Here is a 23061-nt window from a genome sequence, read left to right on the forward strand (position 1 = left end):
TCGGCAGCAGCGGGCCGGGCAACAGCGCCTTGCCCGCCGCCTCCAGGACGCACGCGGCGTCGATCAGGCGCCCGCCCTGCCCACCGAGGCTTTCAGGCAGATGCACCGCGTGAAATCCGTTGCCGACGAAGGCCTCCCACCACTGGGGCGGGCGCCTGATCGACGCCGCGTGCGTCCTGGAGGCGGCGGGCAAGGCGCTGTTGCCCGGCCCGCTGCTGCCGACGGTCGCCGCGGGAGCCGTCGCCCTGCTGGCCGACCCCACACCTGCCGCCGAGGCGCTGGTGCGCAACCTGGCCGCGGGCCTCATCGCGGCGGCGGTGCTCCCCGACGACGGTGACTTCAGCGCGCGCGCCGACGATGGCGGATGGGTGGTCACCGGCACGTCCGAGGTCACCGCGGGCGTGTGCGCTGCGCGCACCATCCTCATCGCCGCGCGCACGGAGAACGACACCGTGGTCTGGGTCGCCGCCGACACCGAGAACCCTGCGGCGACAACCGAACCCGTGAACGGCACCGACCTGATCTCCGACGCCGGCATCGTGCGGCTCGCCGATTACCGCGCAGGCGGCACGGAGGTGCTCACCGGGATCGACCCCGACCGTGCGCGGTGCGTCACGTTGGGTCTGCTGGCCAGCGCGACCGCCGGCATCGTGCAGTGGTGCGTCGAGGCGGTCACGGCGCACCTGCGCATCCGCGAACAATTCGGCAAGGTGATCGGAACTTTCCAGGCGTTGCAGCACAACGCCGCGATGTTGCTGGTCAGCAGCGAGCTGGCCACCGCGGCGGCCTGGGACGCGGTGCGGGCCGCGGACGAGCCCATCGACCAGCACCGCATGGCCGCCGCCGGTGCGGCGGTGATCGCGATCGCCCCGGTGCCCGACCTCGTCCTCGACGCGTTGACCATGTTCGGCGCCATCGGCTTCACTTGGGAACACGACCTGCACCTGTACTGGCGGCGCGCGATCAGTCTTGCGGCATCGATTGGTCCGGCCAATCGCTGGGCCCGGCACCTGGGGCAGCTGACGTGCACCCGGCAACGGGACATGTCGGTCGACCTGGGCGACGCGGAAGCGCCGTTCCGTTCCTGGGTGGCCGAGACCCTTGACGCCGCAATGCAGTTGCGCAACGACACACCCGCACCGCACGGCGACTACCCGGACCAGGCCTCCGGACCCCAGCGCACGTTGCTGGCCGATGCCGGCCTGATCGCGCCGCATTGGCCCGCGCCGTGGGGAATCGATGCGGGTCCCCTCAAACAGCTCATCATCGACGAGGAGTTCGTCAAGCGGCCCGGGCTGGTCCGGCCGTCGCTGAACATCGCCGAGTGGATCCTGCCCTCGGTGCTGGCAGCCGCACCAGAAGACTTGCAGGAAAAGCTGATTCCGCCGACCCAACGCGGCGAGATTCACTGGTGCCAGCTGTTCAGCGAGCCGGGCGCGGGCTCGGACCTGGCGTCGCTGGCCACCCGGGCAACCAAGGTCGACGGCGGTTGGCGGATCAACGGCCACAAGATCTGGACGTCGTTGGCGCAGTACGCAGACCTTGGCGCCCTGCTGGCGCGCACCGATCCCGAAGCGAGCAAGCACCGTGGCATCGGCTACTTCATCCTGGATATGCGGTCGCCCGGCATTGAAATCCAGCCGATCAAGACGGCCACCGGGCAGGCGCACTTCAACGAGGTATTCCTCAACGACGTGTTCGTCCCCGGCGAGATGTTGCTGGGCGCCCCCAGTGACGGCTGGAACCTGGCGATCGCGACCATGGCCGAAGAACGCTCCGCCATAAGCGGTTACGTGAAGTTCGACCGGGCCGCCGCGCTGCGCCGACTGGCGGCCGAACCTGGGCCGGACCGCGACGACGCGCTGCGCGCGCTCGGCGAACTCGACGCGTACACGAACGCCATCAAGGCGCTGGGGGTGCGGGAGACCATCCGGCTGCTCGACGGCCAGGCGTCGGGTCCGGCGTCCAGCATCGCCAAGGTGGCGATGAACGAGTTACTACGCAGAACGTTCGAGGCCACCCTGCGATTGACCGGGCGCGCGGCGATGATGGCCGACGCCGACCCCGACATCGTGGAGCGCTACCTGCACCTGCCCGCCGAGCTGATCGGCGGAGGAACCCGGGAGATTCAGCTGAACATCATTGCCCAGATGATCCTCGGACTACCTCGAAAGTAGGACCCGCCCATGGGATTACGCGGAGAAGCTGCGATCGTCGGCTATGTCGAGCTCCCGCCCGAACGGCTCAACAAGGCCTCGCTCGCGCCGTTCGCGATCGAACAATGGGCGGAGCTGTCCGCGGCCGCCCTCGCGGATGCCGGGCTGCCCGGCGACGTCGTCAACGGAATCGTGGCGTCGCACCTGGCGGAGTCGGAGATTTTCGTTCCGTCGACCATCGCCGAATACCTCGGTGTCGGGGCGCGATTCGCCGAACACGTGGACCTTGGCGGCGCCAGCGCCGCGGCCATGGTCTGGCGGGCAGCTGCGGCGATCGAACTGGGCATCTGTGACGCGGTGTTGTGTGCGCTGCCGGCCCGCTACATCACCCCGTCATCGAAGAAGAAGCCCAGGCCCATGGTCGACGCGATGTTCTTCGGCTCGTCGAGCAACCAATACGGCTCTCCCCAGGCCGAATTCGAGATTCCCTACGGCAACCTCGGCCAGAACGGACCCTATGGCCAGGTTGCCCAGCGCTACGCGGCCGTCTACGGCTACGACGAGCGGGCGATGGCCAAGATCGTCGTCGACCAGCGGTTCAACGCCAACCACACCGAGGGCGCGATCTGGAAGGACAAACCACTCACGGTCGACGACGTCCTGGCCAGCCCGGTGATCGCCGACCCGCTGCACATGCTGGAGATCGTCATGCCGTGCGTCGGGGGCGCGGCGGTCGTCGTCGCCAACACCGATCTCGCCCGACGGGCGCGCCACCGCCCGGTGTGGATCAAGGGATTCGGCGAGCATGTGCCGTTCAAGACCCCGACCTATGCGAAGGACCTGCTGCACACCCCGATCGCCGAAGCCGCCGACACCGCGTTCGCCATGACGCAGCTGAGCCGCGAGCAGATGGACATGGTGTCGATCTATGACTGCTACACCATCACCGTGCTGCTGTCGCTGGAGGACGCGGGGTTCTGCGAGAAGGGCAAGGGCATGGAGTTCGTCGCCAACCATGACCTGACCTTCCGCGGCGACTTTCCGCTAAACACCGCGGGCGGGCAACTGGGGTTCGGCCAGGCCGGGCTGGCCGGCGGCATGCACCACGTCTGCGACGCCACCCGACAGATCATGGGCCGGGCGGGCGCGGCGCAGGTCGCCGACTGCGACCGCGCCTTCGTTTCCGGCAACGGCGGGATTCTGTCGGAACAGACCACACTGATCCTCGAGGGGGACTGATCGGACATGACCACCTTCGAACGCCCGATGCCCGTCAAAACCCCTACCAGCGCGCCGTTTTGGGATGCGCTGGCGCAGCATCGCATCGTCATCCAGTACTCGCCGTCGCTGGGAAGCTACGTGTTCTACCCGCGGGTGCGCGCGCCGCGCACGCTAGCCGACGATCTGGAATGGCGTGAGATCTCCGGCATGGGAACGTTGTATTCCTACACCGTCGCGCGCCGACCGGTCAGCCCGCACTTCGCCGACGCCGTCCCGCAGCTGCTGGCCATCGTCGAATGGGACGAGGGGCCAAGGTTTTCCACCGAGATCGTCAACGTCGATCCCGCGGTTCTCAGGGTTGGCATGCGCGTGCGGCCGGTGTTCTTCGACTACCCGGAGCACGACGTCACGATGCTGCGTTACGCGCCGGCCGGTTGAGGTGCGTACCGGCACCGCCAGCCCTTGAGTAGCTTGGCGATTCGGGAGCCTCTGGATCGGGCGGCGCGTCCATAGCTGCTGTGTCGGCCAATGACGACCATGGGCGATAGCGGCGACGCGACCGGCCGCGGCGGGCTTCTGCGCGATCACGCGAACCTGTCGGGCTGCTTGGAAAGCGCTGCGAGAGCCATGTGTGGCGCGTCCGTCCGACTACGATGAGCCGAAAGTTGTTCAACGGGAGGTATGTGGTGCATCTCCGGCCGACCGGGCGGTCACAACCTGAACCGGCGGTCCGCGGCGAGAATTCGCAAATGAAGGCCGGAATGGGAGTGCTGGTCGTCCTCGTCGTCAGCGCCATGATCACCTCGATAGTGCTCTACATCGATGGCGCCGGATATCGCCGAGTTTCAACCGATGGATCATCGACCCGAAGTGGGACGGTCGTGACGCTGAACATCGAAAGCGTCCAGTCGGACTACAGCGTGCTTCGGGGCAACCTAGTGGTTTCGCCCGGATCCATGCTGCTCGATCCGGCCACCACCAGCCTCAAGCAAGACCTCACCGTCGAGGTGACCTCTGTCGCGACGCCAGTCAAGCGCACCTGGTTGAAGGGTGCACTGCCCGGCGTGTTCCCGGTCCCGCTGACCTTGTCACGCGACACTGAACGGTGGCCGTTCGACCGTTACTACACCGGGCCGATCACGGTGGAACTGTTTGTCGGCGCTATGCAAACACCCGAACGCGCCAGGGTGATGATCGTTGACCGGTTGCCCGGGTGGAAGATTCACGCGGCCGGACCGGACCAAGCCAGACCATTCGCGCCCTACGAGGTGACCATGGAACGCTCGGCGAGCACCATGGTGTTCGCGATGATCATTCTGTGCATCCTTCTCGCGATCGCGGGGGCAGGGGTCTTCGTCGCGGTCCAGACACTGCGGGACCGACGAAAGTTTCAGTCGCCCATGGTGGCCTGGTACGCGGCGATGCTGTTTGCGGTGGTTCCGCTGAGAAACGCCCTCCCCGGCTCGCCGGCGTTCGGAAGCTGGATCGATATGACCATCGTTTTGTGGGTGCTTGTTGCCCTGGTGGTCTCGATGCTGCTGTACATCGCGTCGTGGTGGCGGCATTTGCGCCCACATTCGGACCGCGAGACTCAGCCCGAGCATTGGGCAACCGAGGGCGCCGCGCCTCCCCGTTAGCGCGCTGCCCGCCGTGCCGATCGGCCGTTGGACCAGCCGACAGCGCGTGATCACGCATGAGCGCCGGACGATAAGTGACTAATAGTCGCCTTGGTTCACGCGATGGAGCCGCCATGGAGGGGCGGAGCAGAGGGCAGGCTTGCCCAGTCAGACGTTGGAGCGCAAGCCGTTAGGCACGGAGCCGCGGCCAGAGCGCAGTGTTGACACTGTGATCGAGGCCATTATCTACTAGTCACTGTCTCGGTGAGGAGTGCGGCATGAACAAGGACGACCTGATCCTGATCAGCGTGGATGACCACATCGCCGAACCCGCCGACATGTTCGACGCGCACGTTCCGGCGAAATACAAGGACCGCGCGCCCCGGGTGGTCATGGAACCCGACGGCGTCCAGCAGTGGTACTACGGCGAGGTCCGCGGGCGGAACATGGGCCTGAATGCCGTGGCGGGCAAGCCGCGGGAGATGTACAACATCGACGCTTCGCGTTACGACGAGATGCGGCCCGGGTGCTTCAACGTGGACGAGCGGGTCCGCGACATGAACGCCGGCGGCCAGCTGGCCGGCCTCAACTTCCCCAACTTCACCGGCTTCTCCGGCCAGGTGCTCAACCAGGGCCCCGACCGCGACATCAACCTGGTGATGATCAAGGCGTACAACGACTGGCACATCGACGAGTGGTGCGCCGCCTACCCGGGCCGATTCATCCCCTGCGGCATCCTGCCGCTGTTCGACGTGGCGGAGGCGGCCAAGGAAGTCGAACGCCTCGCCGACAAGGGTTGCCACGCCGTCACGTTCTCGGAGAACCCAGAGGCGTTGCAGATGCCCAGCATTCACACCAAATACTGGTATCCCTTGTTCGAGGCCGTCTGCGAGAACAAGACCGTCCTGTGCACGCACGTCGGCTCGGCGTCCCGTTCGCCGCAGGTGGCCACCGACGCCCCGCCCAGCGTGCAGATGACGGCCTCGTCGATGATGAGCATGTTCACCTTCACCGAGCTGATCTGGGCCGAATTCTGGGCGGACTTCCCGCAATTGAAGTTCTCGCTGACCGAGGGAGACGTCGGCTGGATCCCGTACTTCCTGTGGCGCGCCGAGCACGTCTACAACCGTCATTCGGGGTGGACGCTGGCCAAGTTCCCGCCCGGTTACAGTGGGCCGGCCGACGTGTTCAAGCGGCACTTCTACACGTGCTTCATCAGCGACAAGGTCGGCGTGCGCAACATGGAGTGGTTCAACGAGGACATGCTGTGCTGGGAGTCCGACTTTCCCCATTCCGACAGCAACTGGCCGTTCGCGCCGGAGGACGTCATCGAGACCATGGGGCATCTCGGCGACAGTGTCATCGACAAGATCACGCACGAAAACGCCATGGCGGCCTACTCATTCGACCCGTTCAAGCACATCCCGAAGGAGCACGCCCGCGCCGGTTACCTCCGCGCCCAGGCCACTGACGTCGACGTGGTGACGCACGTCGGCCGCCGGGCCAGCCAGCGCGACCGCGACGCGTGGACCCGGATGACCCAGTTCGCCCTGCAGTCGCAGGTGACGGCGGAGGCCGCCGGTATTTCGGGGCGCGCCACCACCCTGGGCAACTGAACGTGGCAGCCCGGGCGCCTTTCGCGGACTGGCGCGTGCTGGAGTTGTCGAACGGAATCGCGGTGTCCTACTGCGGCAAGATGTTCGCCGACGCCGGCGCCGACGTGGTGAAAGTCGAATCGGCCCAGGGTGATTCGATGCGCGCCCGGTCGGCCGGCGGTCCGCCCGGAGCCCTGTTCGACTATTTGGCCGCGGGTAAGAAGTCGGTGATGAACGACGGCGGTCCGGAGATCGCCGGCCTGCTGGCCGGTGCCGACATCGTGCTGACCGACCTGACCGACGGCTGGACGCTCGACGGAATCTTGGCCCGCACGGGCCGGTCGGCGGTGGTGGTCGCCGTGACTCCGTTCGGCACGACCGGACCCTACGTGGACGATCGCGTGCTGGCCAACGAGTTCATCCTGCAGGCGCTGTGCGGCTCGACCGCCGGCCGCGGCTGGCCCGAGGACGAACCGGTACAGGCCGGCGGGCAGCTCGGTGAATGGCTGGCGGGCACGTTCGCGGCAGCGGTGGCGGCGGCGACCGCGCGGCATGCCGCGCGAAGCGGCCGCGGGGAGACCATCGACGTCTCGACATACGAGGCGATGGTGATCGCGATGGGCGGCCTGTCCGCCATGTCGGCCAGCGTGCTGGGGGCGGATTCACTGTTGGGGCAACGGAGTCTGGAGCTGCCGTCGATCGTCCCCACCGCCGACGGCCTGGTCGGCTTCTGCACCATCACCGCGCAGCAGTTCCAGGACTTCCTGGTGCTGATCGACCGTGCCGACCTGCTCGACGACGCCGACCTCGCCTCGTTCGACGGGCGCGTCGCCCGCCGCGACGAATTCCTCGACATGGTCACGCGGTGGACTCAGACACGCAGCACGCAGGAGATCGTCGACCTCGCCGTCGCCTTCCGGATACCGGTGGCCCCGATCGCGACGCCCGAAATGTTGCCGGAGATCGACCATTTCGTGGACCGGGGCGTATTCGTCCAATCGGGGGCCGGGGTGTTGCAGCCGAGAGTCCCGTATCGCAGCGACGCGATGGTGACCAGGCCCCCCGGGCGGCCTGTTCGACTGGGCGCCGACAACGGCAAGGTCCACTGGCCGCCACGATCCCGTCCGACCGGCGGCGCCGACGCCGATGCACTGCCGTTGGCCGACACCAGGATCACCGACTTCACCGCGTTCTGGGCGGGACCGGTCGCGACGCAACTGCTGGGCGCCCTGGGCGCCGACGTGATCAAAGTCGAGGGCGTCCGCCGGCCCGACGGTATGAGGTTCTCCGCCGGCCGCCCACCGAGCTGGGACCGATGGTGGGAATGGGGCCCGGTGTTCCTGTGCAGCAACAACAACAAGCGTGGCGTCAGCGTCGAACTGAGCACCGACGCCGGACGGGCGATCGCGCTGGAGCTCATCGCCGCGAGCGATCTGGTGATCGAGAACTTCTCTCCCCGGGTGATGACGAACTTCGGCCTGGGCTGGGATGCCGTGCACGCGGCCAACCCGCGCGCCATCATGGTGCGGATGCCCGCGTTCGGGCTCGACGGTCCCTGGCGCGACCGGGTGGGCTTCGCCCAGACCATGGAGCAGGCGACCGGCATGGCGTGGATGACCGGACACGCCGACGGCCCCCCGGTGATTCCGCGCGGCGTGTGTGACCCGATCGCGGGCCTGCACGCGGCCTTCGCGGCGGTCGCCGCGCTGGCGGTCCGCGACCGGGACGGGGCCGGGATGCACGTCGAGTCCACCATGGTGGAGGCGGCGCTGAACGTGGCCGCCGAGATGCTGGCGGAATACTCACGCAACGGAATCGAGATGCGCCGCAACGGGAATCGCGGTCCCGGCGCCACCCCGCAAGGGGTCTACCGCTGCCGCGGAGACGACGACTGGGTCGCGCTGGCCGCGATGGACGACGCAGCACGGGTAGCCTTGGCCCGGCTTCTAGGTCGGCCGGACCTCGGCGCGAACGACTGGCGGGAGCAACCGGACGAGATCGACAAGCTGATCTCCGACTGGACCGGGCGGCGGTCGGTGACCGAAGCGGTGGACGCACTGCGCGCGGCGGGGGTGGCCGCGGCGCGCGTCACGCCGGCCCCGGAGTTACTGCGCGACCCGCACCTGCACGCCCGCGGCTTCTGGGAATCGGTCGACCACCCGGTGGCCGGCTCCTTCCTTTGCACCGGAATGCCGTTCGCGTTCCTCGGCAGACCGCGACGCTGGATTCGCCGGGTGCCGCCGCTGTACGGCCAACACACGAGTGAGGTGCTGACGGGCCTGCTGGGGCGCAGCGACAACGATCTGTCCGTCCTGCAGCAGTCGGGCACCATCGCCGCGCGGCCGGCGGGACTATGACATGGCGGTCACCCTCTGCGTTCCGCCCCGCGCCGGCGAATTGTGCGCCCCCGTCCGCTTCCTGCTCCGCCAGGACTCCGTGGTGATGGAATTGACGGCCCGGCACCGCATCACCAGCGTCGAGTGGGACGGGGGCGAGCACGCAGTCGCGATGGTCGTCGAGATCACCGATCCTCAGACGGCGCGGCCCGTGGACGTGCGGATCGATGTCGTCGCGGCCGGCGCGGTGCCCCCCGATACCCGGGCCACCAAGATCGGCACCGTCACCCGTGACGGGCGACCATATGACGTCATCGGCACCTATCTCGGTGTCGTCGCCGACGAAAACTAAAGCAAACCAAAGGATCACAGAGTGGCAACCACGAAACGCACCGCGGCGATCGTCGGTGTGCACAACACCCCGCAGGGCCGGCGCCTGGACGGCGAGACGTCCCGCAGCCTGGCCCTGAGGGCCATCCGCGGCGCCCTCGACGACGCGGGCCTGCGCCTCGACGACGTCGACGGGGTCAGCGCGGGCCCGCTGTCCACCGCGTTGATCTATGACCTGCGCCTCGGACCGGCCTGGCAGGGGCTCGCCTTCGGCGTCGGCATGATCACCGAGGCGGTCACGGCCATCGAGCACGGCATGGCCGACGTGGTGGTGCTCGTCGCCGCCCAGGCCGGCGAGTACCGCGACCACGAGGCCACGGCGCCGTGGACCCGGCCCGAAAACGAATTCGTCGCGCCGTGGGGCATGTTCACCACCGCCGAGTTCGCCTTGATCGCGCGCCGCCACATGCACGTCTACGGCACCACACGCGAACAGCTGTCGATCGTCGCAGCGACCATCCGCAACAACGGATCGCGTAACCCCGAAGCGGTGTATTACCAGCGAGGGCCATTCACACCCGACGACATCACCGCGTCGAGGCCGATCGCCGACCCGTTCCATCTGCTTGACTGCGCCACCACGTCCGAGGGCGGGTGCGCGCTGGTCGTGGCGAACATCGAAAAGGCCGAGGGCGCAAGCCAACCGATCTACGTGCTGGGCAGCGGCGCCGACTTCCACGGTCCCTCCTACCAGCACCCGCCGGCATGGGACCTGGCCGGGCGGCGGGACGGACACGTCAACGGTGTGGTCGGAAGGCGCGCGGCCGAGCGCGCGTTCGCCCACGCCGGTCTGCGACCCGACGACGTCGACGTGCTGGAACTCTACGACCCGTTCTCCTTCGAAATCATCCGCCAGCTCGAGGCGTTCGGGTTTTGCGGTGAGGGTGAGGGGGGACCGTTCGTAGCCGACGGCCACATCGCCATCGACGGCAGTCATCCCATCACCACCGACGGAGGAACCATGTCGTTCAGCCACGCGGGTTCCAATCCGCAGATGATGCAGCGGGCCATCCGAGCCGTCCAGCAGCTGCGCGGTCAGGCCGGTGAATTACAAGTCGCCGACGCGCACGTCGCGTTCTGCAGCAACGGGGGAGCGGGCGCCTTGTTCACCACGCTGCTGATCCTCGGGGACGAACCGCGATGACTTCCCATCCCTTACGCCCACAAACCGGTCCGGTTCCCCATGCCGCCAGCCATCTCAGCGTGCCCTTCTGGCGGGGCTGCCGGTCCGGCGAATTGCGGTATCAGCGCTGTGAGGCCTGCGGACTGGCGAACTTCCCGCCAACCGAGCACTGCCGCGAATGCCTGTCGGCGCAGGTCCGTTGGGAGCGTAGCGGCGGCGTCGGTGAGATCTACAGCTGGACGGTGGTACACCGGCCGGTGACCGCCGAATTCGAGCCGCCCTACGCGCCGGCCATCGTCGCCTTGGACGAGGGCTACCAGATGCTGACCAACGTCGTCGGTGTGCCGCCGGAGGAATTGCGGATCGGCATGCGCGTGCGGGTGCAATTCCATGCCGTCGGACCCGACGTGACCCTGCCCTACTTCACCGGGTCACCATGAGCCCCCGGCGCACCAGCAACGGCCTGCCGGTCACCGCCTACCTGGTGCTGGGCGTGCTGGCGGCCAACGACGAGCGGCTCACCGCGGGGGAGATCAAGCTGCGCGCCGAGTTGTCCGTCGGCCACTTCTACTGGTCGCCGTCCGTCAGCCACGTTCGGCGCGAACTGAATCGGTTGTTGGCCCGCGGCATGGTCGGTGAGGTCGGCGCCCAATCGGGCAAGCGGGCGATCACCCTCTACGAGACCACGGACGCCGGGCTCGATGCGCTCCGCCGGTGGGTGCAGCACTTCCCGGGCCAGGACCAGGTCGTCATCAAGCACCCCGTCATCCTCAAAACCTGGCTCTCGCGCGGCGAGGACCCCGAACGCATCGTCGACGCATTGGACCGGCACCTCGAGGCGACCCGCGCGCGGCTGGACGAGGCGTTGTGGTCGCGGCAGCGGTCCCGCGACCTCGGCATCACCGACGACCCGAGCCAACGCTTCTCATTCGCAGTCCTGGACTATGCGATCCGCGGCCTGTACGCGGAGCTCTCCAACATCACCCAGTTGCGCGACGAGATCGCCTCCGGCACAACGCAAGACCCGGTCAAACGGGTGCGACGGTCGAAGGGCCAGATCCGCCGCCGGGTACCCGAGACCCCGGGCTAGACGCCGCGACCGCGTAGGCGGTCCCGCGCGGTTCGCGCTCCCACAGCACCTCCCCGTCGGCGACGCCGGTGCCTTCGGCGATCAACTGTCGTTTGAGCACCTTGTGGGTGGCGGTGCTGGGCAGGTCGGTAGCGATTCGGACGTAACGCGGCCGGGCCTTGGGGGACAGGTCGGGCTGTGCGTCGAGGAAAGCCTCGAACGCATCGGGGTCCAGCGCGTGGCCCTCGTTGAGGACGATCGCGGCCATGACCTGGTCGCCAACCCGTTCGTCCGGAACCGCATATACCGCGACCCGGTTGATCGAAGTGTGCCGCAACAAGATTCGCTCGATTGGCGCCGCCGTCAGGTTCTCGCCGTCCACGCGCAACCAGTCGGCCGTGCGGCCGGCCAGGTAGATCCAGCCCTCGGCGTCCTTATAAGCGAGGTCGCCGGACCAATACATGCCGTGGCGCATGCGCTCGGCGTTGGCGTCCGGGTCGTTGTAGTAGCCGGTGAAGAAGCCCGAACCGGTCGTGTTGACCAGCTCGCCCACCGCCTCGTCCGCGTTGACGAGCGCCCCGTCGGCATCGAAGCGCGCGATCGCGCACTCGGTGACGGTGTCGCTGTTGTAGACCGCGACCCCCTCGGCTCCCCGCCCGATCGACCCCTTCGGCGTGCCGGGCTCGCGGATCACCATCACGGCGTTCTCGGTGGAGCCGAACCCATCCTCGACCTGGACGCCGAATCGGCGCGCGAACTCCTCGATGTCCTTGTCGTTGGCCTCGTTACCGAAGGCGACACGCAGCGGGTTGTCGGCGTCGTCGTCGCGTTCCGGGGTGGCCAGGATGTAGGCGAGGGGCTTGCCCACGTAGTTCATATAGGTCGCGCCGTAGTGACGGACGTCGTCGAGGAAGCTGCTCGCCGAGAATTTCGCCGGCACGATCGCGGCGCCGGAGACCACCGCGGGCGCCCAGCCGGCGACGACGGCGTTCGAGTGGAACAGCGGCATGGACACGTAGCAGGTGTCCCGTTCGGTCAGCGCGAAGCGCTGCGCCAGGTTGAGGCCGGCGAAGGCGGCCATCAGGTGGGACACCTGCACCGCCTTGGGATTCCCGCTCGTGCCCGATGTGAAGATCATCATGAAGGGGTCCATGGCGGCGACCTGCCGGTGCGGCACCAGCTCGCCGGCGCCCTCGACGAACTCGGTCCACTCCGGCGCCGACGTGTCGAGTACCCGAGTTCCCTCGAGGTCCAGGCCGTCCAGCAGCGGCCGGTATTCGGCGTCGGTCACGACGAATTGGCAATGGGCGCGGCGGACGTCGGCCGCGAGCGCCTCGCCGCGCCGAGTGGTGTTCAGGCCGCACAGGACGTAGCCGCCGAGCCCGGCCGCCGCCATCTGACTCAGCATCTCGGGGTTGTTTCCCAGCAGGGCACCGATGTGCATCGGCCGGCCTGGGTCGGCGGCCGATATCAGGGCCGCCGCCCGGGTGGCCGCACCGGCCAGGTACTGACTCCAACTCCACTGCAGGCCAAGGTGTTTCACCGCGGTGCCCGGATCGGACAGGCGTTTGTTCAGCAGCGCCTGAATGGTGTCGTCAGCCATCGGTCGGATTCACCTTCACTATGCCCAGCCCTACGAGACGAGACGGTCCGTCTTATCCTAGCGGCCGACCGTCCGCCGGCGACAGCGCCCGGTCCATGGGAACCCTGCGCATCGGGGACCGCAGGCCGTCCGTTATCTCGTGTTTGCGAGACTTTTGATGCCATTTCTCGCAAGTTTCTTCTTCGGCGGGCCGCGTGGATCGCGGTTGCCTCAGCATCGAAAGGCCATCATTGCCTCATGCTGTTTGAGTTGCACAGATCGCTGATTTTGCTCAGAAATAGAGCACGACATTTCATGGCCCCGTCGTCCGGCGCGGTGCCAAGGCCGGTGGCGCGGCCCGTTCGCCGCAGACGCACGTGAACTAGCCGCCGGGCGATCCGGCTGTGGGGGCGCCGGTTTGGCTGCGTCGCCGCTCATACATGGCTTGATCGGCGCGCTCGAGGACGGCGTCGATGGATCGGCCGTCTCCCGGCCGGTGTACCGCGCAGCCGACCGTTAGCACGACGGAGATCTCCGTCCCACCGGCGAGGGTGATCGGTGTCCGTTTTAGCTCGCTGGTGATCCGGTCGGTGAGCAGGGTGAGCCCGCGATCTTCGGCGGTGTCGGTGATGACGAGGAACTCGTCGCCACCCCACCGGGCGACCAGGCCATCTTCGCCGACCGCCGCGAGTAACCGGCCGGCGATTTCGACCAGCAGTTCGTCGCCGGCCTGGTGGCCGTGTCGGTCATTGATGGACTTGAATTGCTCGATGTCGCAAAACAGAATGCCGTAGCCGTCGTCTGCGGCGTCGAGTTGCTCGAGTTGGCTCCACGCCGCGGAGCGGTTCGCAATCGTCGTGAGTGTGTCGGTGGTGGCTTGGCGGGCGAGCTCGGCCTCTCGCATGCGGTCGGCGGTGACGTCGAGAATCTGGGACACGAAGCAGCGCGGCTGGTTGTGCGGGCCTTGGACGAGCACGGCGGTGAGGTTGCACCACACGATGCGTCCGTCGGCGGCGATGAAACGCTTGTCCATGCGGTAAGCGCGGCGGCGCCCCGCGAGACATTCGGCGAGCAGAGCCAGGTCGGCGTCCAGGTCGTCGGGATGGGTGATCTCCTGGAAGGTCAGGCCTGCCAAGTCCTTTCGGCCATAACCGAGCATGGTCCTGAGCGCCCGGTTGGTGCGCTGGAACGTACCGTCCAGGCCGACGACGGCCATGCCGATGGGCGAATGCGTCAGCGCCAGCTCGAACCGTCGTTCTCCGAGAAGGTCGAAGATGGCCGAGGACTGATCGACCGGTTCGGCGACGACGGCGCCGGGCGGGAAACCGTGGGTGGGTGACTTGGGCCGGCTGAGGTAGAAACCCTGGGCCCAGGGGATTCCGGCCGAACCTATGGCATCGAGTTCGCCCTGAGTCTCCACCCCTTCGGCGATCACGGTCGCGCCGATCTGTGCGGCCAGTTCGGCGATGGATTGGGCCAGTCGCCGCCGCGCAGCGTCGGCGTCGATGTTGCGCGTGATGGAGTGATCGACCTTGATGAATTCTGGTGCGATCTCCAGCACATGGGAGAACGAGGAGAAGCCCGCACCCACGTCATCGACTGCCACCCGCATACCGCGCGCTCGGCATCCTTCAAGGACGTCGTCGAGGGCGTCATAGTTCTCGACGGCATCGTGCTCGGTGATTTCCAACACGAGACGTGACGGGTCAACCTCGGCGAGTAGCTCTGGCCACGGAGTGCGCAGCACCGCCGACGGCGAGATATTCACTGCGACGAAGGCATCTTCGGGAAGTTGCGGCACCAGCGACAGGGCGCGCGCCATGACCGCGGTCTCCAATTCGATGTCCAAGCCCAACAGGGCCGCCTCGCCGAAGACCAGATCGGGTCGAAAAGGTTCGCATGGGAAGCGCGCGAGCGCTTCGACGCCGAGCACCTCGCCTGTCGAAACATCGTGCACCGCTTGAAATACGATCTCGAAGTCCCGCTCGGCCACCATCCTGCGAATGCCGTCCTGCTGATCGGTGGCGATCTTCGTCGGGTCCGTCGACAGTTCCGTCAAGGCGCCGATCAGTTCGGCCATCTTTCTGATGACTCGTAAATCGATGTCGGCCAGATGTGGTCGCGGCTGCTGACTGACCGCACACACGATCCCGACCGCGGAACCATCAGGGCCGAGCAAGGGGACGCCCACAAATGCGCCCACACCCCATTCGCGGGTTTTCGGCAGTACGGACGCGGTCCTATCGGCCGACGTGTCAGGGATGACGGCGGGCAGCCGCCCATCGATCACGCGGACGCTGTAAGACCCGGCCAGCGAAGATCGGTCGCCGGGCGACAGGCCCAAGGCACGGGCGTCACCGTCTACCACCTCAAAGACCTGCGTGCCGCTGTGAAACGATGCGACCCACGCCGTGTCAAGACCGAGGCGACGCCGCAACAAGCCCAAGAGGGTGTGGACCAAGTCCGCAGAATTCGTCGGTTCGTGGCCCGGGGCGTTTGCTACCTGCTCCTCGGCGCCCATAGCGACGATGCTAGACCGGCACGCCGGGCGAGGCATTTGGAATCGAGCGGACTTGCGGGCCTCGCTGGCAGGGGTGAACACCCGCGCACGGAATTCCGGCGGTTTGTCCTTGCACCACCGATGATCTCGAATCGACCGAGATCGTTTTGCCTGTAACTCTTTACCGCATACCGAGCCGAGGTGATCCGGGACCAGCCGTCATCCACCGACCATCATCAGGCCGCCATCGACCGCGAGTAGTTGCCCGGTGATGAACGAGGAACCGGTGCCGGCCAAAAACACCAGCATCGGGCCGAGGTCGCGTGCCGGATCCCCCAGCGCCCCACCCAACGGGATCATCATCTGCATCTGCTGATCGATCAGCGCGCTCGCGTCGGGGCCGAGGAACTCGCGCAGCCGGTCGGCGCCCGCGGTCTGCACGGCCGGCGCCAGTGCGTTGACCGTGATCTTGTCCGACGCCCAGGCTTTGGCCGCCGACCGCGTCCATGCCTGAACGGCGCCCTTGGTGGCGGCGTAGACGGCCGAGATCGGGCTACCCATAACGGCTTCCGACGAGCCGAAGTTGATGATCCTGCCGCCTTTGGGATCCTGGTCCTTCATTACGGCGTACGCCGCCTGATTGGTCAGGATGGTGGCTTTCACGTTGGTGTCCAACAGGAACGAGATCTCGTCGACGCCGATGTAACCCGGGATGCCGGCCTGCCACAGCCCCGCGGCGTTCACCAACACGTCGAGTCCGCCCAGACGAGCGGCGGCTTGGCCTACCATCGCCGAGACGGCGTCGGCGTCGCGCACATCGCACTGCAGCCAGGTGGCCGCGAGACCGTCCGGCGGCGGTGTCTGGTGGTAGGTGGCGACAACCTCGGCCCCCGCCCCGCCGAGGGCCCCCACGGCGGCCGCTCCGATGCCGCTGGCTCCACCGGTGACCAGGATCCGCCGTCCTCGCAGCACGTCTTCCATGCCCGCGAGCGTAACGCCACGGCGAAATCCGACTCGAACTTCCCCGTGCGTCACCGTCGCGAAACCGACGACGCGCTAGGTGCGCACCGCGATCGTGGACAACAGGTCGGCGAGCCGGTCCGGCTGGTCGATCATCGAGAACGTTCTCGCGCCGTCGATGATCTCGAGTCGGGCGTTCGGGATGGTGGCGGCCAGCCGTGCGCCGTCCTCCTGTTCGAAGAACACGTCGTCGGCCGACCACGCGATGAGGGTGGGTAGGTCGATCTCGGGCAGCCGGGCGGCCACACCCGTCGTCACCTCCGTGCGCATCGACAGCGTGAACTGGCGCAGGTCTTCGGCGATGCGGGGATCGGACAGCCCCGGGCGCACCCACGCCTCGGTGAGGTCGTCGATGTTGCTATGCGCCAACCCGTCGAACGCGCGCTTGCGCGCCGCCGGCACCCGCATGGCCTGGGAAACGGCCTTGAAGGTCGTCTTCGACTTGGCGGCAAGGATCACCGGCTTGAGGATAGGTGGCGGAAAGTGTTCGAACGCATCGCAACTCGTGAGCACCAGCGCGCCGAGCCGCTCAGGGTGATGCACGGCGACGAGTTGGGTGACGACCCCGCCGGTGTCGTTGCCGACCAGCACCACGTCCTCGAGGTCGAGCGCGGTGAGCGCCTCGGCGACCATGCCGGCCACGCCCGTGATGGTTCGGTCGGCGCCGCGGCGCAACGGTTCCGGATGCGCGCCCAGTGGCCACGTCGGCGCGATGCAACGCAGACCCCGGCCGGCGAGTCGCTCGCTGACCCGGCGCCACAGCTGGGCGCCCATCATGTACCCGTGCACGAAGACCACCGGCCTCCCGCTTTCGGGTCCGGTTGCTTCGTAATGGATGGTTCCGGCACTAATGTCGATCGTCGACATAAGAGAACTCCTACCTCGGGATACACTTACAAACAGGCTGTCTGTTCGTAAGTTACCAACAGGCTGTATGGAAAGCAAGAGACGGACCCAGGAAGAGCGCTCCGCGGCGACCCGCGACGCGCTGATCGCGGCTGCCCGGAAGCTCTGGGGGCTGCGCGGCTACGTGGACGTGGGTACGCCGGAGATCGCGGCCACCGCGGGGGTCACGCGCGGCGCGATGTACCACCAATTCGCCGACAAAGCGGCCTTGTTCCGCGAGGTGGTCGAGGCCGTCGAGCAGGACGTGATGGCCAGGATGGGCACTCTGGTGGCCGAGTCGGGAGCGACGACGCCGGCCGACGCGATCCGCGCCGCGGTCGACGCGTGGCTCGAGGTTTCCGGGGATCCCGAGGTGCGCCAACTGATGCTGCTGGACGCGCCTAGTGTGTTGGGCTGGGCCGGTTTTCGCGACGTCGCTCAGCGGTACAGCCTGGGCATGACCGAACAGTTGCTCACCGAAGCCATCCGGGCGGGGCAGTTCCCCAAGCAGCCGGTGCGGCCGTTGGCACACGTGCTGATCGGCGCGCTCGATGAGGCCGCCATGCTGATCGCCACCGCGGAGGATCCCAAACGCACCCGCCGGGAGACCCGGCAGGTGCTGCACATGCTCATCGACGGGCTGCTGGCGCTGCGGTAGCGGTCAGGGGTCGTCACCGCGAACCACGGCGAACGCCCGCGATGACGCCCCGGATGAGCCGGTCGAGGTGTTCGGCGTTGTCGACGGCCGGCTGTCCCGCGACGAACGCAACATGATCCCGTTGATGAACGGCAAGATCGCGATCCCGGCTAAAGATGGTTCTGGGTGAAGAACTGCCAGATGGTGTCGGTGGCGTCCAGGGCCGTCGAGGGCGCCGGGATGCCCGCGAGCTTCTCGGCGAGGGGACTCGGCTCGCCGCCCGGCCATTGATGGCCGGCGCCGGCCACCGAGATCAGCTCGACGGTGCGTCCGTCCGGGCAGCCGGCGACTTGGGTGGTCACGTCCCCGGCGGTGCTCGAGTTCGGCGGCCCGCACGCGTCGATGGCCCGCCATGTCGCGTTGACGGACTCCGCCGACGGCCCGTCTACACGGGCGGTCCCGTTGAACGAGAACGCCTTACCGGGTCCGCCGGTGTAGGGCACGCGGTCGTCGGCGGTGCCGTGGATTTGGAGCACCGACACGCGGTGCGCCCGGGAGCAGTCGGTCAGCAGCGTGCCCGCCACCGGGGCGATGGCGGCGAAGACGTCGGACTGGCAGCCCAGCCGGAGGGCCATCATGGCGCCGTTCGACATGCCGGTGACGTAGACGCGCGCGCGATCGATCGGCATCTGCTGCTCGACGGCGCCGACCATGGCCGTGATGAACCCGACGTCGTCGGCGCCGACCCGCTGCGGTTCACCGCAGCAGGTGCCGGCGTTCCAGGCGCGATTGAGTCCATCGGGGTAGACGACCAGAAACCGTCCGCGGTCGGCCTCGGCGTCCCAGTGGTAGGCACGCTCGGCCTGCTCCCCGTTGCCGAAACCGCCGTGCAGCATCACCACCAGCGGCGCGGCATCGGTCAATCCCTGGGGCCGGTACAGGTGGAACGTTCGACTGACACCGCCCGATTCGATGGTCTGGGTGGACTGGCCGACCGGGATCGACTGCGCGCCGGGCGTTCCCAGCGCATGTCCGCCGCCGCCCAGGCAGCCGCCCAGTACGACGACCAGGAGGGCGAGAACGCACAAGCCGGCAGCCCGGTGGCGGCGCGATTGCATTCCGCCATCGTGGCAGCCGGCGCCAATTTTGACAAGTAGCTTGTCAATCTCGGGCGTGGTGGCACACTTTCCCCATGCGACGCCCTTCCCATCCCGACTGGCGGCCCACCGTGCCCGCACTGGTCAACCTGGTGGCCGCCGCCGGGGCGCCGCGACTGCGGACGGCGTTTGCCGAGGCGGGCCTCGACGGGATCCGGCCCGCGCAAGCGGTGGCGCTCGTCCCACTGGCTGCCGGCGGGCTGCATGCATCGGATCTGGCCGACCGACTCCGCGTCAGCCGGCAAGCGGTGGCCCAGGCGGTCGCGGGGCTGGAGCGCCATGGCTACGTCACCCGAGCGGCAAACCCGCTCGACGCGCGGGCCCGGATCATCGAGCTGACGCCCCGGGGCCGCCAGGCGCTACGCGTAATGCGTTCCAACGCAGTTGATTTGGAAGGACGGTGGGAGCAGGTCCTGGGCCGGCAGCGGCTGACCGAGCTGCGCGAGACCTTACAACTGCTGCTTGCCGACCACAACGAGACGGCCGGGGACTGACGCCGGCCGGAAATTCCCGTGTCTAGATCGTCGCCGACGGCCTACGCTCGACCCAAGACAGTGAACAGGAGTCCACGTGCCCATCTTCATGGTCGAGCGCAACTTTGCCGAGGAACTGGAACCCGGCCTCGAGGTCGCGGACGGCATCAACCGGATCAACGACCAGGAGGGCGTTCGCTGGATGTACTCGTTCCTGTCGGCGGACAAACGGAAGACCTACTGTCTGTACGAGGCGCCGTCGCCCGAGGCCATCCGGGCCGCGGCCGCGCGCGCCGGTCTGCCCGCCGACTCCGTGGTCGAGGTGAGGGACCGGCTGATGCCGGACGGCGCCCTGTCCGACATCTGAGTGCGCTACCCGAGCAGTTCGTGATCGGCCGCGTACATCGCCGCCTGCGTGCGGTTCGCGGCGCCCGTTTTGATCAGGATGTTGCGCACGTGGTTGGCCGCGGTGTTGGTGCTGATGAAAAGGCGTTCTCCGATCGCGCGATTGCTCAGCCCCTCGGCGAGCAACCGGAGCACCTCGACCTCCCGTTCGGTCAGGCCGTCCGGACCCAGGGAACCGGCGGTCAGCACCGAATCCGCCAAGTCCACAACCCGGGTCTGGCCGATCGCACCGGCGATAACGCGGGCCTCCTCCGCGAGGGACCGGGCGGCTTCGGCGCGACCGCACGACGCGGCGAACAACGCGTGTCGGGCCAGCGTCTCGCTGATATGGACCACCGAGCCCATCCGGCGGTCCATCTCGATTGCCGCGGCGAAGTGCCGCTCGGCCGCGGCGCCGTCCCCACACAGCGCCGCGATGCGGGCCAGGTATCGGTCCGCGCTGCCGAACAGCGCGACGAATTGCCCGGCTACCAAGTTCTTTCCGACATAACGCATGACGAACGGGCGCAGCGCGTGGACCGCTTCACGGTGGGACAGCTCCAGTGCCGCCTCGACCATGAACACCAGCTCCATCGGCCACTGCGCATCCTCGAGGCGGTCACCCAGGTTGCGGTTGACCAGTTGGTTGAGCGCACGGGTCATGCCACGTTCGCACTTGAGCTCGGTGTAAAGGGCGAGCAGCCCGGGCACCCAGCGGCCGGTGAACGTTTCACTGCCGTCGATGAATTCGCCGAACCTCTTCAGATCGCCGGTCTCGCGGCGGATCATGAACATCTGTACCCCGTTGGACCCCTCGGTGTCGTCCGCACCGAACAAATCCCCTGTGCGCAAGGCGATATCGGCCCATCGTTCTGCACCGGCGAAGTCACCGCGCAGATAGGCCAGCGCTTGCTCGATGCACGCGCCGACGAAGCCGAAGGCGGGTTGTCCGCAGGTCTGCGCCGCTCGCCGCATGTCGGCGGTCGCGGCCGCAAGGCCGTCGGGCCGGCCTGCCAAGTAGCTGACCATGGCGTGAAAGTGTGACGCCGCACCCAGCGATTCGTAGTCGCGGCGCGACATCGCCATGCGCGACACCTCGGCCGCGCGCTGCGCCTGGATTTCGCTCATCTCGGGGGTAAGGCCTTGCCACAGACTGGTTTTCAGCGTGTGCAGGAGCACCGCCGCATCCTCGATGGCCCGTGCGCGCTCGATCGCATCGGCGCCGACCTCACGGGCCCGGGCCGCCTCGCCCGCGAAAGCCAGCGCGCGGCCGAAGCTGCCGAGTGCCCCCACATAGCGTGGGTCCTCGGCCGGCAATCCGCATGTTTCCAGAGCCGCCGCCAGCAAGTCCGCCGCCTTCGAATTCGACTGCCCGGGGCGCCAATTGGCTTCCTCGTAGCCGACGGCGGCCTCCAGCCGCATCAGCGGGTCGTCCATCCCGCCGATGCGTTCGTAGATGGTCCGCGCCCGCGCGAACGAGCCCCCGCGCACGTGGTTGGCGGCCGCGTCGAGGTGCAGTCTGGCCCGGTCGGTGAGGTTGAGTTCGGGAAGCGACGCCGCCCGCTCGAACCACTTCGCCGCATCCTCGTAGGCCAGGCTCTGTTCGGCCATCCGGGCCGCCTGGCGCGCGTATCGCAACGCCTGCTCGTGGTAACCCAGGACGTGCGCCACCAGAAAGTGGTTGGCCAGGCGCGGCACGAGCGACGGGTCGGCGCGTCCCTCGAGCGCTTCGGCGGCGCGCGCGTGCATGATCCGCAGCCGCGACGCGGCCATCCCGCCCAGCACCGATTCGCGGGTCAGCGCGTGCACGAACGCGAATTCGCCGTCGGAGTCGTGGACCGCGCGGACCAGGCCGACGGCCTCGGCCGAATCGATCGCCGCCAGCGTCGCGCCGACCTCCGTCTCGCACGTCGAGATGAGCGCGGGCAGATCGAACGTCTGGCCCAAGACCGCGGCCTGCTCGATCACCGCCCGCACGGCGGTCCCCAGCCCGGCAAGGCGGCGGGCGATCGCATCCCCGATCGACGCGGGAACCGTCTGCTGCGTGCTCAAAGTGGCAAGCCCACCGCGGATTTCGAGGTCGTTGACCAGTTCGGTGAGGAAGAACGGGTTCCCGCCGGTCCGCTCGCGCAGTAGGGCGGCGGCCGTGCGCGCCGACGCCGGGGCCAGCTGCTGGGTTCGGGCCACGAACTCGGCGATGGCCTCGGTGTCCAGCCCCGCCAGGTCCAGGCGCCGCACCCCGTCGAACCGGTGCAGTTCGGCCAGCCGGGTCGCCAGTTCATCGGATCGGTCGGGCTCGGTCGTGCGGAAGGTGACCACGACCAGCACCCGTGCGTCGGCGCAGCCGATCAATACATGCTCGAGCAGCGCGAGGGTGGGGAGCTGTGCCCAGTGCAGGTCGTCGAGGATCAACGCGACCGGGCGATCGGCCGCCAGACGCCGCAGGTATCCGGTCAACGCGTCGAAGAGGGCCTGTCTCGCCGATCCGACGTCCGGCGCCGTGCCGTCACCGGAGAGGTGCCGGTCCACGTGCGGTGACAGCCGCCGCAGTTGCGGGCCTATTTCGCCCAACGGCTCCGCCATCGACCCCGGCGGACCGGCGATCAGCAGCCGATCAAGCGCTTCAGCGAAGGGCGCGTAAGGCAGATCCTCGTCGGCGCTCGAGCTTCCCACGAGCACCGCGACGTCGTGTTCGAACAGCGTCCCGGCCACCTCCGCGGCCAGGCGCGTCTTACCGGCTCCGGGCTCACCGCCGATGAAGACCGCCTGGCGGTTGCCCGCCTCGACCCGCTCCCAGGCGTGCTCGAACACCGCGAGTTCCGCGTCACGGCCCACGAGCGGGCCGCGGCGACGAGCGATGAGTTCGGCCGGGAGCGGGGGCGGCATCCACTGCGCCATGCAAACAAGGTAACCACGG

18 protein-coding genes and 3 pseudogenes are annotated in these 23061 nt (G+C 67.9%); 13 read left to right on the forward strand and 8 right to left on the reverse strand.

Annotated elements, in window-relative coordinates:
* Positions 1 to 154, reverse strand: a pseudogene (locus A5701_RS27395) (acyl-CoA dehydrogenase family protein); the annotation flags it as partial.
* On the opposite strand from A5701_RS27395, the pseudogene A5701_RS10465 reads away from it, so the two are divergent.
* From A5701_RS10465 to A5701_RS10510, 10 genes and pseudogenes are all read left to right on the forward strand, one after another.
* Positions 147 to 2177 (forward strand): annotated as a pseudogene (locus A5701_RS10465) (acyl-CoA dehydrogenase family protein); the annotation flags it as partial. The pseudogenes A5701_RS27395 and A5701_RS10465 sit on opposite strands and share 8 nt — an antisense overlap.
* 9 nt (positions 2178 to 2186) lie before the next feature.
* Positions 2187 to 3395 (forward strand): thiolase family protein, encoded by a 1209-nt coding sequence (locus A5701_RS10470; protein ID WP_067752235.1) that lies wholly within the window; start codon positions 2187 to 2189, stop codon positions 3393 to 3395.
* A gap of 6 nt (positions 3396 to 3401) precedes the next feature.
* The gene (locus A5701_RS10475; protein ID WP_067752238.1) at positions 3402 to 3815 is read left to right on the forward strand and encodes a Zn-ribbon domain-containing OB-fold protein; all 414 of its coding nucleotides are present in this window, start codon (positions 3402 to 3404) and stop codon (positions 3813 to 3815) included.
* Positions 3816 to 4126: 311 nt separating this feature from the next.
* The gene (locus A5701_RS10480; RefSeq protein WP_067752241.1) at positions 4127 to 5014 is read left to right on the forward strand and encodes a DUF4436 domain-containing protein; all 888 of its coding nucleotides are present in this window, start codon (positions 4127 to 4129) and stop codon (positions 5012 to 5014) included.
* A 257-nt stretch (positions 5015 to 5271) separates the two neighbouring features.
* Positions 5272 to 6609 carry an amidohydrolase family protein gene (locus A5701_RS10485; RefSeq protein WP_067752244.1) on the forward strand — a complete coding sequence of 446 codons (1338 nt, stop codon included), beginning with the start codon at positions 5272 to 5274 and terminating at the stop codon, positions 6607 to 6609.
* Between the two features lie 2 nt (positions 6610 to 6611).
* The gene (locus tag A5701_RS10490) at positions 6612 to 8945 is read left to right on the forward strand and encodes a CoA transferase (RefSeq protein WP_067752247.1); all 2334 of its coding nucleotides are present in this window, start codon (positions 6612 to 6614) and stop codon (positions 8943 to 8945) included.
* A 1-nt stretch (position 8946) separates the two neighbouring features.
* Positions 8947 to 9276: a hypothetical protein gene (locus A5701_RS10495; RefSeq protein WP_067752249.1), complete on the forward strand. Its 330-nt coding sequence runs from the start codon at positions 8947 to 8949 to the stop codon at positions 9274 to 9276.
* 21 nt (positions 9277 to 9297) lie between these two features.
* Positions 9298 to 10458, forward strand: a complete 1161-nt coding sequence (locus A5701_RS10500) for a thiolase family protein (protein WP_067752252.1) — start codon at positions 9298 to 9300, stop codon at positions 10456 to 10458.
* A complete protein-coding gene (locus A5701_RS10505; RefSeq protein WP_067752255.1) occupies positions 10455 to 10877 on the forward strand; it encodes a Zn-ribbon domain-containing OB-fold protein in 423 nt (140 codons plus the stop codon). The genes A5701_RS10500 and A5701_RS10505 overlap by 4 nt, the downstream gene beginning before the upstream one ends.
* Positions 10874 to 11527 (forward strand): MarR family transcriptional regulator, encoded by a 654-nt coding sequence (locus A5701_RS10510; protein ID WP_067752258.1) that lies wholly within the window; start codon positions 10874 to 10876, stop codon positions 11525 to 11527. The genes A5701_RS10505 and A5701_RS10510 overlap by 4 nt, the downstream gene beginning before the upstream one ends.
* On the opposite strand, the gene fadD1 is transcribed toward A5701_RS10510, so the two are convergent.
* The 4 genes from fadD1 to A5701_RS10530 all read right to left on the reverse strand — a co-directional run bounded on the left by fadD1 (position 11466) and on the right by A5701_RS10530 (position 17475).
* Positions 11466 to 13109: a fatty-acid--CoA ligase FadD1 gene (gene fadD1, locus A5701_RS10515; RefSeq protein ID WP_067752261.1), complete on the reverse strand. Its 1644-nt coding sequence runs from the start codon at positions 13107 to 13109 to the stop codon at positions 11466 to 11468. The genes A5701_RS10510 and fadD1 overlap by 62 nt on opposite strands.
* 361 nt (positions 13110 to 13470) lie before the next feature.
* Positions 13471 to 15609 carry an EAL domain-containing protein gene (locus A5701_RS10520; protein ID WP_067752264.1) on the reverse strand — a complete coding sequence of 713 codons (2139 nt, stop codon included), beginning with the start codon at positions 15607 to 15609 and terminating at the stop codon, positions 13471 to 13473.
* A gap of 198 nt (positions 15610 to 15807) precedes the next feature.
* Positions 15808 to 16569 (reverse strand): SDR family NAD(P)-dependent oxidoreductase, encoded by a 762-nt coding sequence (locus A5701_RS10525; RefSeq protein ID WP_067752267.1) that lies wholly within the window; start codon positions 16567 to 16569, stop codon positions 15808 to 15810.
* Positions 16570 to 16644: 75 nt separating this feature from the next.
* Complete coding sequence (locus A5701_RS10530; protein WP_067752270.1) at positions 16645 to 17475, reverse strand: alpha/beta fold hydrolase; 831 nt, start codon at positions 17473 to 17475, stop codon at positions 16645 to 16647.
* A gap of 67 nt (positions 17476 to 17542) precedes the next feature.
* Between A5701_RS10530 and A5701_RS10535 the strand changes: the two genes are divergently transcribed.
* Positions 17543 to 18151 (forward strand): TetR/AcrR family transcriptional regulator, encoded by a 609-nt coding sequence (locus tag A5701_RS10535; protein WP_067752272.1) that lies wholly within the window; start codon positions 17543 to 17545, stop codon positions 18149 to 18151.
* Between the two features lie 3 nt (positions 18152 to 18154).
* Here A5701_RS10535 and A5701_RS29310 read toward each other — a convergent pair.
* Together A5701_RS29310 and A5701_RS10540 are read right to left on the reverse strand one after the other, a co-directional pair.
* Positions 18155 to 18292, reverse strand: a pseudogene (locus tag A5701_RS29310) (TetR family transcriptional regulator); the annotation flags it as partial.
* Between the two features lie 8 nt (positions 18293 to 18300).
* On the reverse strand, positions 18301 to 19248 hold the full coding sequence (locus tag A5701_RS10540; RefSeq protein ID WP_067752275.1) for a PHB depolymerase family esterase: 948 nt from the start codon (positions 19246 to 19248) through the stop codon (positions 18301 to 18303).
* Positions 19249 to 19322: 74 nt separating this feature from the next.
* On the opposite strand from A5701_RS10540, the gene A5701_RS10545 reads away from it, so the two are divergent.
* Both A5701_RS10545 and A5701_RS10550 read left to right on the forward strand, forming a co-directional pair.
* Positions 19323 to 19781 (forward strand): MarR family winged helix-turn-helix transcriptional regulator, encoded by a 459-nt coding sequence (locus tag A5701_RS10545; RefSeq protein ID WP_067752278.1) that lies wholly within the window; start codon positions 19323 to 19325, stop codon positions 19779 to 19781.
* Positions 19782 to 19857: 76 nt separating this feature from the next.
* Positions 19858 to 20127: a DUF4242 domain-containing protein gene (locus A5701_RS10550; RefSeq protein ID WP_067752281.1), complete on the forward strand. Its 270-nt coding sequence runs from the start codon at positions 19858 to 19860 to the stop codon at positions 20125 to 20127.
* Positions 20128 to 20132: 5 nt separating this feature from the next.
* Here the strand turns inward: A5701_RS10550 and A5701_RS29200 are convergent, their stop codons facing one another.
* The gene (locus A5701_RS29200) at positions 20133 to 23042 is read right to left on the reverse strand and encodes a helix-turn-helix transcriptional regulator (protein ID WP_067752292.1); all 2910 of its coding nucleotides are present in this window, start codon (positions 23040 to 23042) and stop codon (positions 20133 to 20135) included.
* Between the last annotated feature and the right edge of the window lie 19 nt (positions 23043 to 23061).

It is taken from the genome of Mycobacterium sp. E3305 (assembly GCF_001666785.1).
GTDB lineage: Bacteria > Actinomycetota > Actinomycetes > Mycobacteriales > Mycobacteriaceae > Mycobacterium.

Coding starts and splice junctions, on each gene's coding strand:
- A5701_RS10470 (WP_067752235.1), top strand. CDS start 2,187: ATGGGATTACGCGGAGAAGCTGCGATCGTCGGCTATGTCGAGCTCCCG.
- A5701_RS10475 (WP_067752238.1), top strand. CDS start 3,402: ATGACCACCTTCGAACGCCCGATGCCCGTCAAAACCCCTACCAGCGCG.
- A5701_RS10480 (WP_067752241.1), top strand. CDS start 4,127: ATGAAGGCCGGAATGGGAGTGCTGGTCGTCCTCGTCGTCAGCGCCATG.
- A5701_RS10485 (WP_067752244.1), top strand. CDS start 5,272: ATGAACAAGGACGACCTGATCCTGATCAGCGTGGATGACCACATCGCC.
- A5701_RS10495 (WP_067752249.1), top strand. CDS start 8,947: ATGGCGGTCACCCTCTGCGTTCCGCCCCGCGCCGGCGAATTGTGCGCC.
- A5701_RS10505 (WP_067752255.1), top strand. CDS start 10,455: ATGACTTCCCATCCCTTACGCCCACAAACCGGTCCGGTTCCCCATGCC.
- A5701_RS10510 (WP_067752258.1), top strand. CDS start 10,874: ATGAGCCCCCGGCGCACCAGCAACGGCCTGCCGGTCACCGCCTACCTG.
- fadD1 (WP_067752261.1), bottom strand. CDS start 13,109: ATGGCTGACGACACCATTCAGGCGCTGCTGAACAAACGCCTGTCCGAT.
- A5701_RS10520 (WP_067752264.1), bottom strand. CDS start 15,609: ATGGGCGCCGAGGAGCAGGTAGCAAACGCCCCGGGCCACGAACCGACG.
- A5701_RS10525 (WP_067752267.1), bottom strand. CDS start 16,569: ATGGAAGACGTGCTGCGAGGACGGCGGATCCTGGTCACCGGTGGAGCC.
- A5701_RS10530 (WP_067752270.1), bottom strand. CDS start 17,475: ATGTCGACGATCGACATTAGTGCCGGAACCATCCATTACGAAGCAACC.
- A5701_RS10535 (WP_067752272.1), top strand. CDS start 17,543: ATGGAAAGCAAGAGACGGACCCAGGAAGAGCGCTCCGCGGCGACCCGC.
- A5701_RS10540 (WP_067752275.1), bottom strand. CDS start 19,248: ATGCAATCGCGCCGCCACCGGGCTGCCGGCTTGTGCGTTCTCGCCCTC.
- A5701_RS10545 (WP_067752278.1), top strand. CDS start 19,323: ATGCGACGCCCTTCCCATCCCGACTGGCGGCCCACCGTGCCCGCACTG.
- A5701_RS29200 (WP_067752292.1), bottom strand. CDS start 23,042: ATGGCGCAGTGGATGCCGCCCCCGCTCCCGGCCGAACTCATCGCTCGT.